The following is a 14,525-nucleotide window of genomic DNA, read 5'->3' as shown; positions in this document are numbered from 1 at the left end:
CAATCAAATTCCACTATCAGAATTATTTTGATTAATCATGCTGCCGACTTCTTTGAATGTTAGTCCAGAATTATTAGAAATAGCTTGAGGGTTTTCGGGAAGCGGAAAGCGTGAATCAACTTGCTTAACTCGCAAAGCTAAATCTTGCTGTGAGGGAAATTTCTGTGTACTCTTTCTAGCTAATAAACTGACAATCCTTGCCCATTTCAGTTGATTGTATTTATCAATATTTTTGAGCGGCTCATTAATTTTGATAGTTTTGAGTAAAGGAACAGATCCCTCCTTTTGATTGGCATAAGCCGGATTAATAAAAACACATTTGCCAGCAATTAACTTCAGAAATTGAGCCGATTCAAAAAGCTTTCTAGTTTTCTCTTGGTCGCTGATGCTCGTGCTATTATTTTTACTACCAGTAGAACGGCTTTTTTGCTTGTACTTAATCTCTTCATCACCTAAGAAGTTGGAAAACAATTGCGCCGACTCGTTCTCACCAGGATTGAATATAAACTTAGTGCTGCAAGCACCAAGGATAGCCTTAGCGATATCTTTACCGTAGTTCTTCTCAAGCTGCCCCATATTTTGGAAGCCGATAATACCGCAGAAGCCCTCAGAACGAGATTCATTTAGCCATCTATATAAATCAGGTAAGTATATTGAAGGTAATTCATCCAGTGCAACGATGAGTGGATCAAGTCGCTTTTTGGCAATGTTACGGGCGATGGTCATGTGTAAAATGCTGGTCATGAGGGGCCCTACTGCATCTCGGCGCTCTCTGTCCAACCCGAAAATAATCATCTGCTTTCCTTTAATTTCCAAAGGTAAAGTTGTCTTGCCGATGAAGCATCCTAATGTGTTTTTCGCCATGAATCGCGTAAACATAATACTGGCGGTAGCAACAATGCCGGCGACAGTTTTTTCACTAGCTGCGGAACTGAACAACTGACCAAAGGCAATTTTTACCCAAGGGTTAAGTGAAGCAGCCATGAGGCGTTTGACCATTTGTTCGCTAGAAAGTATCGCCGCGCAAGTCATAACATCTGCGAATTGACCGAACTCTTTAGCTAACATCAGAATTGCCTGAGTCAACTGATCACCAGACGGGCCGAAGAACCCATCTTCAGTTGAATTGCCCAGAAGTCGGAAATTTTTATTGATAACAGTGGAAATTTGTCGGGACGATTCGGCATCACTACTATCCCGGAGAAAATCTAAAGGATTGCAAACTTCAGATTCAGGGAATCCCGGTGCAAAGATGTGAACATCGTAGCCCTTGTATTTAGCATAAGCAGCAACTTTCGCTTGAGAAGGGTATTTAAAGTCATAAACTATACATGGAAATTCTTGATCAATTGCGGAGTAAATCATCGGGTTAATGGCGCTGAATGTTTTACCGCTACCGGGAGCGCCGATGACGGCTGTACCCCGTTGCACATCAGGTATATAGAAAGTAGTACCTGAACTTTTAGTTTGATACCGACCAATATAAAGTGCAGCACTATCACATTGGGGACTGGCAATTTGCAAGATGGCTTTTTTCTGAGCAGTAGCAGTTTCTTTAGCTCCACCCCAATAAGAGGTAGCAATTTTCTTCTTGTTACCATCGCCAAAAAATACCCTGAGCAAAATATAAGCACCAAGTAAAGACAAAACTGTTAGCCCATTGGGGGTAAATAAATGATGAGTGTATTTGCCAATTGCGTCATTATGATTTTGTAATTGCTCAAATCGAAATCCTTGAGGATTAGCGCTATTTACTTTGAAAGATTTGCTCATATTTAAGGTAGAGAATTAGGTTGACCAAGAACGATAGGGTCTTTCTCTTGGTACTCAATAAAAGGTACAGGCCCAATGAAGTAGGGGCTGCAAGTGCGACCAATGAAGGGTATAGTTTTACAAATACGGAAGAACATAGTAGTCTCCACCTTTCCACTGCCTTCATAAATATTCCAAACAACTTGCTTAAAACTAGAGCCAAAGGGGTTTCGACCAGTAGGCTCTTTACCATCATTAAGGGCTTTTAAAATGCCAAATCCACCATTAACCTTTTGGAATTTCCCGGATATCCACTGTGTTCCAGTAGTCTTAGCAATGCCTGACATTTCCGTATGAGCGCAATTATTTTGTAGACAGGGAACATTAAAGCCATCTTGGTAGCTACCAGATATGGAACGGGTACGGTTAGCTTCAATATCTCCCAATGGCAGATCAACTTTGGCAACAAATGAAAGGTCAAGTGTTCGCAGTCCTGGTAGGTTATCCCATGTCAAAGTTGATAGTCCAGGTACTCCATTAATTTTGGAGTCTTGCCAATTCTCAAATCTATTAATAGATGTGTTTTGAATGTTGGAAATAGATGTTAGTGAGTAATTTTTTAAATTTATTACTCTTCCTAATTGAACGTCACGTAAACGAGAATATCGGCTGGCGTTACCTATTGTGCCCCCGGTAATTCCAAATCTTCTCAAAAAATCACTGACAGGTTTAACACTTCTGACATTTCTATTACCTAAGTCAGGGATAGCTTTGGTTAAAGATGGTAAAGTTTGCCATTGAGTTAATTGAAAATCATCTAATGTTAACCTACTTAAATTGATTCCTTGTACTGAAGCTATGGTTGAGAGATTTAAATTTTCTATTGCTAATTGAGGTGTTTCAAAATCTCCCAGTTCCATAAATTCGCTAATGCTTTGTCCTGCCGTCCAAGTTCTAGTTTCTGTACCTCTTGTGCCTGGGTAGGTAACACTGCTACTTACAGAAATAATCATGTCGCTAAAACGCAAGCGCGACCAATCAGGAGTAAACCCATTAGGGGAATTGATAACGGGTACTTGTGCAGATGCCTTGGGCATCAAAAAGCCTACAAAAGAGTTCAATAGCCCATATTTTATGAAACTATGAATCAATAAGCTACCTACTAAACCAAAAAAAATGAAGTAACGTAAGGCGTTATCATTGGGTCGTAAAGATGATTTCATAAGCCATTACCTTGTGTCAAATTCTCAGAACTATTACTCAAAGCAATTAATTTATTAGCTAAGTTTTGAGAGACAGAAGCCTTATTAGCAGCAGTAGAAATGTCATCACCCGCTTGTAAATAACCGATCAACTTTTGCAATCGTTGATGTAGTTCATCTTGCTGATTAATCCATCCACTTCTAATAGCGACAACAATACCGCCTCGAATTTGGTTAATTGTTTGCTGTGTTTTAACTAATGATTGCAATTGAGGTTTCGGGGCTGTTTGTTCTCGTGCCAGTTCATTCTGGATCGTTACCTGACTATATTTAGGAGTGCCATTACTTGTTGCTAGCCGAAAACTGTAAGCCTTACGCTCCCCAGAGGATGACTGCGTAATTACTGTTAACAAAGTGGTAGATGTTTGCGGTATTCCGGGAATGTTTACTCTTTTGATCCGTCGCAGATGAATCAGTCCAGCGCCGGGGCTAGAGCAATTCTGATCCAGCCCCTCTAAGCAACCATCTGTGTCAAGCAGAATTTGCGACGGATCGTCTAACCAGACTTTTTTGATAGTCTCGCCAATTTCATAGAAAGAAATTGCCACACCGTGACCATTCCAAACGTTGATAGTTTGTAGTTTGGCCTGCGTCCCACTAGCTTGAGTTTGTTTGATGATGCGAACGACTGGTGCGGCAATTGTGGATAGTGGAGTCGCGGCGAGAGCCAACGCTAGAGTGCCGCTTGTAACTATGTTAATTATGCTTTTCATGGCAACTCTAAAGAGCGATTTACATTAAAGGTAACTTTGGTTCCCTGTGGAATAAACCAAGTATTAGGGCGAGAAGTAATTTCTTGAGTATTACGTTGATTACGTTGGCTGATGTTTTGGCTAACTTGACCAAAAAAACCTTCTACTACCGCACCAGTGAGATTGCGCTGATTGCCACTACTACGTCTGCGAATCCTGCCTGTGAATTCATCAGAAATTTCTTCTTCACTATCCGGTTGGTTCATAATCTCCCCAACCTTCCCCAATGCAGACACAGCACCACCAAACAAGTCACTACGGGCAATCTCGCCACCCCTGTCCTGAAATCTTCGAGCTATTAGGGGTGTACCACCAACTCCTGTCACGGAAATCGCACCCGCAGAAATAGGATATTCTGTATTATCTAATATGATCGCTCTGACATAAGCGACAGCGTAACTGCCGCCATCAACTGAAGCTAACTCGACTGCTAGCATTGTTCCCGAAGGAATTGCCACTTGCCCATAGTTATCGCGTAAATCCTCTTGCAGTCTAGCGACAGACCTAGTGTTATTAGAGGTTGGTGTTTGTGTCTGTGTCTGCCCTGAATTATTAACTGTGGCTTGAATTAAAGATGTAACAAGGACACCACTAGCAAAAGTGCCAACGGTAAGGTAGCGAGTTTGTTTGCCTTGGAGAATTTGGCTTTCTTGAGGTAAATAATTGTTAGCTAAAGTAATCTTGTTAACTTTAGAAGTTGCTTGCCACCTGGGGCGGATCTTTTCAATCGAGTCGCTTGAGTTTTGCGGCGTGGTTTGGTCAAAATTATTTGTATCTGTTTGTTCATTCGGTTGATTTTGAACTGCTTGAGTAAGATCCGGATCTAATAAAGATTGTTTGCTGGTGCTAGTTTCGGCGTATGCGATTTTGCCGTAAGAACCGATGCCACGGAGTTTGTTCAATTGCTCAAGGGGATCTAGGGGCGTTACTGTCCGTGCAGATATAGAGGATCTTGGAGAAAAACTCGTGCGTGTTGGTGGCGGAGTGTAGGTTCTAATCGCTTGTGGAGTAGTCTGAGTTACGCGACGTGATTGTGTATTTTGAACACTCCGTGGCGCAGGTCGTGGAGATGGTGGGTTAGATGGCACAACCTTTTGGTCTACTGAAACTGGTACTGGCGCTGGTTGGTCAAATCTATTTTTGTTAATGCGACCTAACTCATCTTCTTGATCCGACAGAGCGAGTTTTGCACGCGCATCACCGTCTCCATCATCACTTTCTTGGGCTTGTTCAGTGGTCGGTATTTCCTGCGTTTTCAGACCAATCTTTGGTGCTGGTGCGGGATTGAAAACACCATTGAGCATCAAAAATATCGCTAAAAATCCAACTCCAAAAGGGACAGCAATTATTGCTAGTCTTGACCAAGGAGAAGTAACAAATGTGTGCTTAGTTGGTACTAATAAACTTTCTGGTTCTGGTGCTTTATTACCATTAGTTTTATTAACATCATCTATTTTAAGCAAATCCTCTAAAGTCGATACAGATCCATTTTTATTATTCTCTTCACTCATTTCCTTCTCCCGAAGTTTAAATCTACAATTTCGGTAATTTCTAATCCGGCGCGACGGGCTGCATAAATCTTCTTGGCTAAATCAGTGGTATTAGCTGGGATATATTCTGGATTAGAAATTGAAGAAACTGTAACGGTTTTGTTGAAAGCAATTCCTTTACCTAAGTTATTCTCACGCTCAAAAGTTACCAGCGTCCCAATAAAATCTATTTCCCATTTCCCTGCTTTAATTTGGCGTGGTTGAGATATGAATCTGGGGATTAAAGATACTTGAGTATCACCATTGAATACACCCGTCGGAGTGATTGATGCTAATTTCTTGAGAAAGGCGGGGCGAAATCCTTCATTTTCACTTAAAGCAAATGCAGCATCATAGGCTCTAGTCGTAACCTTACTATTAGATTTTTTATTAAGTCTACCTACTTCTACCCCAGTATCTTGCTTAGTGATAGGTTCTCCTTTCTCATTAAATATTTTTACTAATCCATCCCAATTAAACGTAGTAATAAACGTATCAGATACAAATTTTTTAATTACTTCATCAGACCGTTCTTTTGGGTCTACTGCTCTAGCGGTAATTGTCTCTCCTGATGAAAGTTGTACTAATGCCAATTGTTTTTTATTTAAAACACTAATTGCTCCATAATTTAGGAATTGTAATAGCAGAGAAAGTGCAGCCATTGAAAACCCAGCCAGAGAAATTATTCCAACTCTTGTTGTTACATATTTGTTGTAACTAAGTAATTGTAATGGTTCTTTTGGTTGAGGTTTATTTTGATGATTTAGCATAGATTTTATTGTCAGAATCCAGGAGTCAGAATCCAGGAGTCAGAATGTTGGAGAAGAAGAGTGAATCCTTTTCAATCAATAGAAGAGTTATCCGCTCATTGCTTTTAAATTCTGGCTTCTGAATCCTGAGTGCTGAATTCTTACGTTTTATTTAGCTAATTTTCCGACTAAACTACCACCTTTAGTAGCAACTCCTTTAGCAACCTCAATGGCAATTCCACTGTAAGTTTCAGCAGCTTTATTAATTTGAAGTAAAACAGAAACGCCACCACCAGCCGCTAAACCTGTAGCTAAGAATGGCGCAATTATACCAATTGTAAATAGGAAAAACATTGGCTGATAAGATTTAGAATCAGCGACTAATTGCCCGGCGAAACCAACAATGATATTGAAGCAAAGTTTGCCAAAACCTATACTGAAATATCCGACTAACCAACTGTAGATTGATTTAGCTCCGTAAGGTAGCAGAGAGCCACCAACAGCTATAGGCCCCAGCAGTGCTGTTACGAGCATAGTCAGTTCAATTCCCCATTGGTAAGCCCCATTCATTCCGACTAAAATTATCGTAACTATGTCAGTAACAGCAGACCCAACAAAAGCATTAATAGGAGATAAAATTAAATCAATTCCATTTGCTTTACCATCTTTCACATCATTAAAAGCATCGATAGCGCCATCAATTGCATCTACAAACCAAGAAAAAACTCCATTATTTTTGTTAAACTTATCTGGATATTTTTTGGTTAAATCTTCTTTAGCTTGATTCAAACAGTTGATTTCTTCTTGTTGACTTAAAGATGAATTTCTACATTTATTTACAGCAAGACCAATAGCGCTACGTGCTGCTTCAGTTCCCAATGCACTTTCATACGCTTGCTTGAGGTCAATTCCCGCAGCAGCCTTGCTAAGAACTATATTATTTACATTATTAATATAGTTTCTAATCCCCAAAGTTGATTTTCCTAAAGCATCTCCGCTATTACTTAGGAGATAGACAACTATTAACGGCCAAATAAAATCAGTATAAGCTCTTTGTTCTTCCCCCGCCATCATTTTTTTTGTCCATTCAACGACGAAGAAAGTTAGTGTTGCTATAGCGAATAAAGCTCCGACTGTACAAATTGCTGAATAAACACCACCTGTAATAGTTTCGTTCCAAAGCTCATCAAATCCTTGTGCTACTGAAGCTGCATTTTCTCTTGCTAAATCAGCTAAATCGCCACCATCTAATTGCGCTAGTAAAAACATGATTTGAATCCTTGCTCAATACAGTAATTTTGAAAGATATTTGAACGCTACATCAGTCAGCAGAAGTAGGATCTAGCCGTGCATTAAGTACGACTTCATGTAGTAGAGACAATCTGCCATCTTCTTCGGAGTTCTCCTTTTTCCGTTGGGAGTCAAGATGCTCCGCCACTTGGGTCAGCATCAGGTTAGAGTAAGCATTGTCCTGTCGGGCTAACAGCGAATCAGTACGTTGTTCTGCTAACATCGACACAATTAAGCCGTTCTGAGCAGCGATCGCTTTGAGAACGTTTTGAGAGGCATCCATGTCCTGAGCTTGATCAGAAATATCTTTTGCTTGCTGGGCAATTTGTGCAGTAGTATCAATTTTTTCTTGAGTTTGCTGCTGTCCTTTTTCGCTGACCACGCTAGCGACAGAAGCCAAAGCTAGGTCACGTGAGAGCTTCTGTGCTTTTTCTTGGGCGACAGGATAAGAATAATCGTCCTTAAGTGAATCCTTCAATTGATCAGCCGAAGCAATTGGGTCAGGCGCACCCAATTGTCCGATAGAACTATCAATTGCCGCATTAGCGTTTTCTTTGATGTCAGCCCAAGCACTGTTAATCTCATCAGATGCCCAGGTTTGAATTTCACCAACTTCACTTTGAAGATCCGAAACAATAGAACTAAAAAAATCGTTAATGCTGATGCCATAGCTAGGTGCAGCAATAAGTAAACTGCCAAAAGTAGCAGCAGCTATCGCACCAATAGTCAATTTCTTCATGATTGGTTTCATATTAGGCAACCTGTTTGATATTTGAGCGGGAAATCAAATGTTTAGCCAAGTCTGATAACTCTTCCCCCCGAATCATTCTGATATAATCCTCACTAAATTTGACTAACCCAAGCAGAGGATTATCTTGATAGTGTTTGAGGAACAAACTGCGTAATTCCTGCTCGTTGGGATTATTAGCAACTGAGGCTAATAAACAGTAGGCGGGATAATAGCGGCAGAAAGTAAGCTTGCCATTATCATCAAGCAACCACTGAGAGTAAATCCCTTCCTTTTTTGGATAAAAAGCTTCTGTACTATTGACCCTGATGATTTCAGTTGGATATTTAAAGCGAACAATAAACGGGTCAACGGCTGATGATTGAATCCTGCCTACTAAACGTGTAGTAATATTGGCAAATATCTTTTGTGCAGATGCGCTCTGATATATAGTCTCTGGTTCTTGGGCAGAGATAATGACGCGGATACCAGACTTAGCGCCATTGGCACACAATCGCCCAATTAACGAGGCGATAGCATCGAATTGGAATAAAATTGGTGCTTCATCCAGGAAGAATATTGAAGCTTTTGATGATAATGCGCGACGTAATGCAGCAGAGTATGCACTAAGAGCGAGTATGGCAGCATCAGCTTCACTCGATAAATTACGTAAAGCGAATACTAGCAATTTGGCATTAGTTCTAAAACTAGATGGGCGTGAGATAGATTGCCCGACCCTGGTACTCAACCAATAATTTATTCTCAGCCTGATTTGCTCTAAGGCTTCGGAAATCTCTTGACTCTTACTAGCAATAGAATCTAATTGTATGAAAGCTGGAGAACAAAAATTATAAAAATCTTTGAGCGTCGGAGTTTCGCTCCAATATTGAGTCCCAAATCCAAAATGTATTGCTGACTTGTAGCGTGATTTAATTTCATCATCATTAAAAAACGTTTTTAATGTTAACGCAATGATTGACTCAATATTGGTGGTAATCGTTGGGCTGACACCAATCATGCTTGTCCCCATCACCATTGTCATCAGCACTGATTTGAGAAATTCCTTAAAATCGTTCAATCGCTCATTTCTCAGTTCTGCATCCAGAGAGCGTAAATCAGGAAGTTCAAAAAGATTGTTTGATTCTTTGGAGATGTCAAAGTATGCCCCATCTTCACCCAGCAGATTGGTGTAGTCGGTGAAAGTGGATGTCCCATCTGGCTTGGGATAGTCTAGTGCCACTACCGGAATATCTTGTGCAAGTGCCGGGGTAAGAATACCTGCAACCAGTACAGATTTACCTGAACGAGTTGCGCCGAAGACTGCCAAATTCTTATGATTCTGGTATAAGTCTAGATGTACTGGTGTGCCGCCTTCTTCTGCGATTAGCTCAAAGCCACTGCGATCGCCTGTGGCTGTGCGAATCAACGGCATCAGCCCTGGTGCTTCCGAACTAAAATATGGCAGTCGGCGGTTAAAAGGCTTGGTTAACAGTGGTTCCCAAACAAATGGACAACACTGCAACCATGTCTTCCAGGCGTATTCTATTTCTCGGTCAACTACCGCCGGACGCAAGAAATAGCTGGCAAGATATCGGCAAGCTTCGTCTAATTCCCGTGGGGTTGGACGGTGGACGAGAAAAGCAACTGCGGTATGCACTACTACACTACCTTTATATATTGTCTTCTGCGCCTCTACCGCTTCTTCAATATTCATCCCTGACTTGACATCAATATTTCCTTTATCTGTAGATAAAGAAGTGCTGGTAATTGATTGTTTGGTAATGCGTTGAAGATTTGTTTTAGAAATAGCTTGATTTGCCTTTGTTAGCTGACAAATAACCTCTGTATCAGAAATACTATCTCTAGAGATTAATTCCCATAGATATCGCAGTTGGGCTTGTTCGTCATACCATCCCCCTGGTTTTTGGCTGAAGTTTAGCGCCCCAATATATTTATTTTGGATTTTTACCCATTTCCTATCAAAGAATGGCACAGACTCCTCATTCTCTAACATCTGGTGGCGGATGTGAAAATCACTAGTTTGAGTTTCTACTAGTCCGTTGGCAGAATCTATCTTTAGAGGATTAGGAATTCCTGGTGGTGATGACAGATTGAATTGCTGCCAATTTATTTCCCATATTTCTTGGGCACTCAGCACCCTAATCCCAAGTTTCATTTTATTACTTAGTATGGCTGACCATTGCAAAAAACCATTGCTAAAGGAATTTTGGAGGATATTTTCAATTCTGGTATTATTATGGGCATGAACTTCTCCAGTAAAAGAAAACCACCCTTTTTCTAATTTTCTGATAATCGATTCGATAAAATCATCAGAACGTTCATCATCATCAATAACAGTGTACGTACACCATAGCCGGAGAAACTTATTTTTCCTAGTACCACTTTTAGTTAATTCTTTAACTCGCAATCTCTCACTGCGAATCAATAGCTTTAACTGATCTTGAGAACAAGTTGACTCTAAAGAAGATAGTTCCTTTTGTCTATAATAATCCGAGGTAAAAGACCCTAAGTGTATTGTGAGGTTTTCGCCTTCGGGAATTTCTTTTAATCCCGCTTCTATGCCCTCAAAGATCGGTAGCATTTGCGATGATTCTAAATTCGGATGAATCCCTAAACAATCAAAGCAGAATTTGATTTGAATATTTTCACCTTTTTTGAGAATTAATGCGCCTACGCCCTGCCTACCTCCTAAGTTTAGGTCACAAATGCCCCCTAAATGGATAATATCTTCAAAGGGAGTGAGCATTTTCACAACACTAATCTGCTCGTTTTCTAATGCTACTTTACCTAATTTATCTTTAACTTTCTTAGAAGAATTTGGCATAACTTTAGCAATCACTGAAATTTAACTATCTTCAAAATTGCGTTCGCGGAGCGTGCCGGAGGCTCTATTGCGTTCGCGGAGCGGGGCGTTAGCAAGAGTACGAATTGGTTTATGTCTCATATATCCCCTACTAATTCGAGGGACGCTGACGAACTTACCGAAAAAGTCTTTATTTGTAGAAATTGTCCACCATGTTGCCCATCCCCAAGCAATACTTAAGCTAGTACCTAACCAACTTGTTTTCAGTAGATAATTAAAGATAAATACATTGACTACTGCTATTAATGTCCAGGGAAATATTTGATCGGCAGGGAATGGCCCTAGTCTTGGTCTTTCTCCTAAAATCCGATTTACTGTCCGAAAATCATGTTTATTTGACATATTTATTGAATTTAATCAAGAGTTATCAGCTATTAATTCAAATACGTATTTATCAATAACTGATAACTTAAAAAGCTTTCTTGCTAAACCTGAACAATCAAACCAGTAATTAAATCTCCAACAAAAACTGCCATAACTATGATTAATGGAGTTCTTGCTAGAGATTGCCAATCTTCATCATTTCGGGAAGCTTGAATAATCCTCACTAAACTAATACCAACATATAAAAGGAATAAGCCTCGCAATACATTGAAAAATAATTCAATAACTGCTCCTGTTTGTCCATTACCTTGATTACCAAAAGCACCAGTCATCCAAGTTTGAGCATTGTTAAAGAACTGAGCATTAGCTGGAGCCGCCGCAAAATCAATTAGACAAATTACTGCTAACAGCGCAAATAACACTGCATAGAGATTAACTCCATACTTTCGTTGTAGTTTATCGAAGTTAGTAAATAATGCTTGTGATTGTTTCGGCAAGGCAATGACGATGGCGGACGCAATCATAAATCCACCCATCAATATATTGTGGACGGACATCTCTGCTATCATCAACACACCTGTCACACCCATGAGTGTAAGTGTGCTTTTTGTCGCCCTCTCATTCTTTGGAGAAGGTGAGAGGGTTGCCGTTGCCGAAGCGGAAAAACTTTCTAGATATTCGTAGTCAGTACGCATCTCGTTCTCCTGAACGATTGGATGAGGAATACGCACATTCTTAAATAAGTCAGCTTCAAGATGGAGACACTTTAGTACTAAAAAAAAATAGCACAAAAGTACTAGTATAATATTGCTAACATTCATTCTCTAAGTATTTAGAAATCAATTATAGTATTAGCAAGCTTTTTGCTTGACATATAATCCCTGCAATTATTTATTAGTATAAATAATTTTGTAATTAGCTCAGTAAGGTAGAAATGTGGAGATTGACTTTTGCTTGGTTTTGTGTGTTAAAGCCTGTTTAATGCAATACACACGTTTTTGGCAAATTGCCATCACAGCCTGATCGCAATCGATATCATTCTTTGGCTGATGATAACGGTTGGATGTTAAGCCTGTCGCCAACCTTGATATTGGCAGCGCCTGTTGCTAGCTCTAGCACTTGATTGGCAACTTTCCCCTTGTAGATAGGGCAAGGGGTTTTGTAACACGGTTGGGCATTGTAAACCGCAGTTGTCACCACATTGTCCTTAAGATAAAAGATGTCTAATGGAAAATTTACCTTGTACATCCAGAAAGGCACGTTGTAAATTTCTCCTCCCAGGTTGAATAACATTCCGCGCGAACCGTTTAAGGATGCTCGAAATTTCAGCCCTTTCTCTAATTGCTCTGATGTAGAGGCGACTGAGAGCTTAAATGTGCGATTGCCTTTCGTGAGAATGTGCGTAACTGGTAAATCCTGGGGACGAGTTTGGACGTAACCAAGCGCCACAGTGCCGATGATAATTGATACTCCAGCGACAGGGCCTAGTATGTTTAGTAATTTGAAAGCAGCAACGTATAAATCCTTTTCAGAATTAATTTTTAAAGTTTTCATGTTTCACCAAAAATATCAACGTTGCCGAGACTATATATAGATGAATCAATTGGACTAGATGGAAGGCCATGCAAAGCCGCAATGTTACGCATACTTTCAACTCGGTCAGCTTCGCGGATTGCCAGAGGATTCATACTCTGCCTTGCAGCCAGCAATGCCGACAATGTAATTCCTAGTGGTGGTAGTTCTTGAAGGGGAGAAACATCGTCGCCAAACATTTGACAGAAACTAAAGACGGCGGCACGTTCAACAATGGCTTGAATCTCCGCACCGACACATCGCTGCGTGGCTTTGAGTAACCTTTTCCATTCTTCTTCGCTGTACCCATCGCCCCGATTACGGAAACGAGGATCGAAACGGGCTAAGTGAATCTTGAATATTTCGTGCCGTTCGCCGTAATTTGGGAGATCCACCTTGAAAATTTCATCGAAGCGTCCACTTCTGGTAAGCTCTGGTGGTAGCCATTGAATATTGTTAGCCGAAGCGATAATTAAAACCTCACTAGTACGTTCTTGCATCCAGGTCAAAAGCATACCAGCTAGGCGTTTGGATAAATCATCATCCCCGGCAAATCCTTTGTCGAAGTCGTCCAAATACAGGATTACACGGTTAATTCGGTCTACGAGTGCGAGTAAATTCTTGAGCTTATATTCAGCCAAATTACCGTAACTGCGGAAACTCCCCCACTCCAAAATAATCAGAGGTAGCCCCAATTGTGCAGAACTTGCTTTAGCCGAGTAAGATTTTCCTGTTCCCGGTGGGCCGATTAGTAAAATCCCCTTGGGTAAGCGCAGATTATACGCTTTCGCCAATGAGGATAGAAGGCGCTTATAAGTTTTAAACGCTTGCTGGATAAGTTCTAAACCACCAATGGGTGTGCTTGGAGGTTGAAGGAACTGAATATTATAAATTCGCTTAAATAGGTCAATTTTGTAAGCGGACAGTTGAGATACTAACTCATCCGGTTTAATTTCACCAGGAGCGCTTGCCTGTCTGATTCCATAGTCAATGTCTGCCAAGTACATCCCTAAGCCGGCGTTCGCCGTCGCATGAATATCGCTGCGGCTGTAATCAGGTAATACTTGGGCTAAGTAAGTGCTTATTTCCTCTATAGCTGGCAGTTGTTGAATGACTGTTGGAACTTCGGGGGCAATGTCAGATGACACAGTGGCGTTTGACCCTAAGAGAATCGCTGCTTTGTTAGCATTGCAATTGTACAGCTTTAGGTTAATGAGGGCAGACTTAATCCACTCGGAAGTCAGAAAGAAATCGGGGTCAGTGGTAGACTCTCCCAGCCAGGGGAATATGCCCTCCAGTATGAGAATGCCCTGTAAATCAGTGGTTTTCCAAAACCGCAGAATTTCAAAGTAATGTTCGCGTCTGCTTTTGGCGATCGCCTGATACTGGTTAACAGTTTTTAAACTTAATCCCTCGTCATTAGTAGATAACTGCTGTAGCGCATCATCTTCCAGTGTCCACAGGTAACAGTTAATGTCCAGGCGCTGGCATTCACTGGCTAGATTGATGAGCAGCCTGACCCTCTCTTGCAATGGAGACTCGACAGCAATCAGCTTATTGTTAAGCTTAATTAATCCAAATATTTGCTTTGTTAACTCATTATTCATTAGGGCTTTAGTTAAATTTCACCCCAATATTATTGATAGCTAAAACTCTTTACTAGCTACTTTAGTACTGAAAAAAT

General features: G+C 40.6%; 12 protein-coding genes. All 12 read right to left on the bottom strand.

Annotated features, from left to right (window positions below; genetic code table 11):
- Nucleotides 1–3: 3 nt before the first annotated feature.
- Nucleotides 4–1,773: a type IV secretory system conjugative DNA transfer family protein gene (locus tag ACFFRD_RS00915; protein ID WP_392475915.1), complete on the bottom strand. Its 1,770-nt coding sequence runs from the start codon at nucleotides 1,771–1,773 to the stop codon at nucleotides 4–6.
- Nucleotides 1,774–1,775: 2 nt separating this feature from the next.
- On the bottom strand, nucleotides 1,776–2,975 hold the full coding sequence (locus ACFFRD_RS00910) for a hypothetical protein (RefSeq protein ID WP_392475914.1): 1,200 nt from the start codon (nucleotides 2,973–2,975) through the stop codon (nucleotides 1,776–1,778).
- A complete protein-coding gene (locus ACFFRD_RS00905) occupies nucleotides 2,972–3,727 on the bottom strand; it encodes a hypothetical protein (RefSeq protein WP_392475913.1) in 756 nt (251 codons plus the stop codon). Before ACFFRD_RS00905 ends, ACFFRD_RS00910 begins: the two co-directional genes overlap by 4 nt.
- Nucleotides 3,724–5,277, bottom strand: a complete 1,554-nt coding sequence (locus ACFFRD_RS00900) for a TrbI/VirB10 family protein (protein ID WP_392475912.1) — start codon at nucleotides 5,275–5,277, stop codon at nucleotides 3,724–3,726. The genes ACFFRD_RS00905 and ACFFRD_RS00900 overlap by 4 nt, the downstream gene beginning before the upstream one ends.
- Nucleotides 5,274–6,065: a hypothetical protein gene (locus tag ACFFRD_RS00895; RefSeq protein ID WP_392475911.1), complete on the bottom strand. Its 792-nt coding sequence runs from the start codon at nucleotides 6,063–6,065 to the stop codon at nucleotides 5,274–5,276. The genes ACFFRD_RS00900 and ACFFRD_RS00895 overlap by 4 nt, the downstream gene beginning before the upstream one ends.
- A gap of 147 nt (nucleotides 6,066–6,212) precedes the next feature.
- The gene (locus ACFFRD_RS00890) at nucleotides 6,213–7,313 is read right to left on the bottom strand and encodes a hypothetical protein (RefSeq protein ID WP_392475910.1); all 1,101 of its coding nucleotides are present in this window, start codon (nucleotides 7,311–7,313) and stop codon (nucleotides 6,213–6,215) included.
- Nucleotides 7,314–7,365: 52 nt separating this feature from the next.
- Complete coding sequence (locus ACFFRD_RS00885) at nucleotides 7,366–8,085, bottom strand: hypothetical protein (RefSeq protein ID WP_114083231.1); 720 nt, start codon at nucleotides 8,083–8,085, stop codon at nucleotides 7,366–7,368.
- Between the two features lies 1 nt (nucleotide 8,086).
- A complete protein-coding gene (locus tag ACFFRD_RS00880; RefSeq protein ID WP_392475909.1) occupies nucleotides 8,087–10,906 on the bottom strand; it encodes a hypothetical protein in 2,820 nt (939 codons plus the stop codon).
- 21 nt (nucleotides 10,907–10,927) lie between these two features.
- Nucleotides 10,928–11,287, bottom strand: coding sequence for a hypothetical protein (locus ACFFRD_RS00875; RefSeq protein WP_392475908.1), 360 nt, complete (start codon nucleotides 11,285–11,287; stop codon nucleotides 10,928–10,930).
- Between the two features lie 83 nt (nucleotides 11,288–11,370).
- On the bottom strand, nucleotides 11,371–11,964 hold the full coding sequence (locus tag ACFFRD_RS00870; protein WP_229563646.1) for a hypothetical protein: 594 nt from the start codon (nucleotides 11,962–11,964) through the stop codon (nucleotides 11,371–11,373).
- Nucleotides 11,965–12,304: 340 nt separating this feature from the next.
- Nucleotides 12,305–12,823: a DUF192 domain-containing protein gene (locus tag ACFFRD_RS00865; protein ID WP_392475907.1), complete on the bottom strand. Its 519-nt coding sequence runs from the start codon at nucleotides 12,821–12,823 to the stop codon at nucleotides 12,305–12,307.
- Complete coding sequence (locus ACFFRD_RS00860) at nucleotides 12,820–14,448, bottom strand: AAA family ATPase (protein ID WP_392475906.1); 1,629 nt, start codon at nucleotides 14,446–14,448, stop codon at nucleotides 12,820–12,822. Before ACFFRD_RS00860 ends, ACFFRD_RS00865 begins: the two co-directional genes overlap by 4 nt.
- Nucleotides 14,449–14,525 lie beyond the last annotated feature (77 nt).

The sequence above is a fragment of the Nostoc sp. C110 genome (assembly GCF_043099725.1).
GTDB classification, from domain to species: domain Bacteria; phylum Cyanobacteriota; class Cyanobacteriia; order Cyanobacteriales; family Nostocaceae; genus Nostoc; species Nostoc muscorum_A.
Note: the sequence above shows the minus strand (reverse complement) of the source record. Positions and strands in the feature narration are given on the sequence as shown.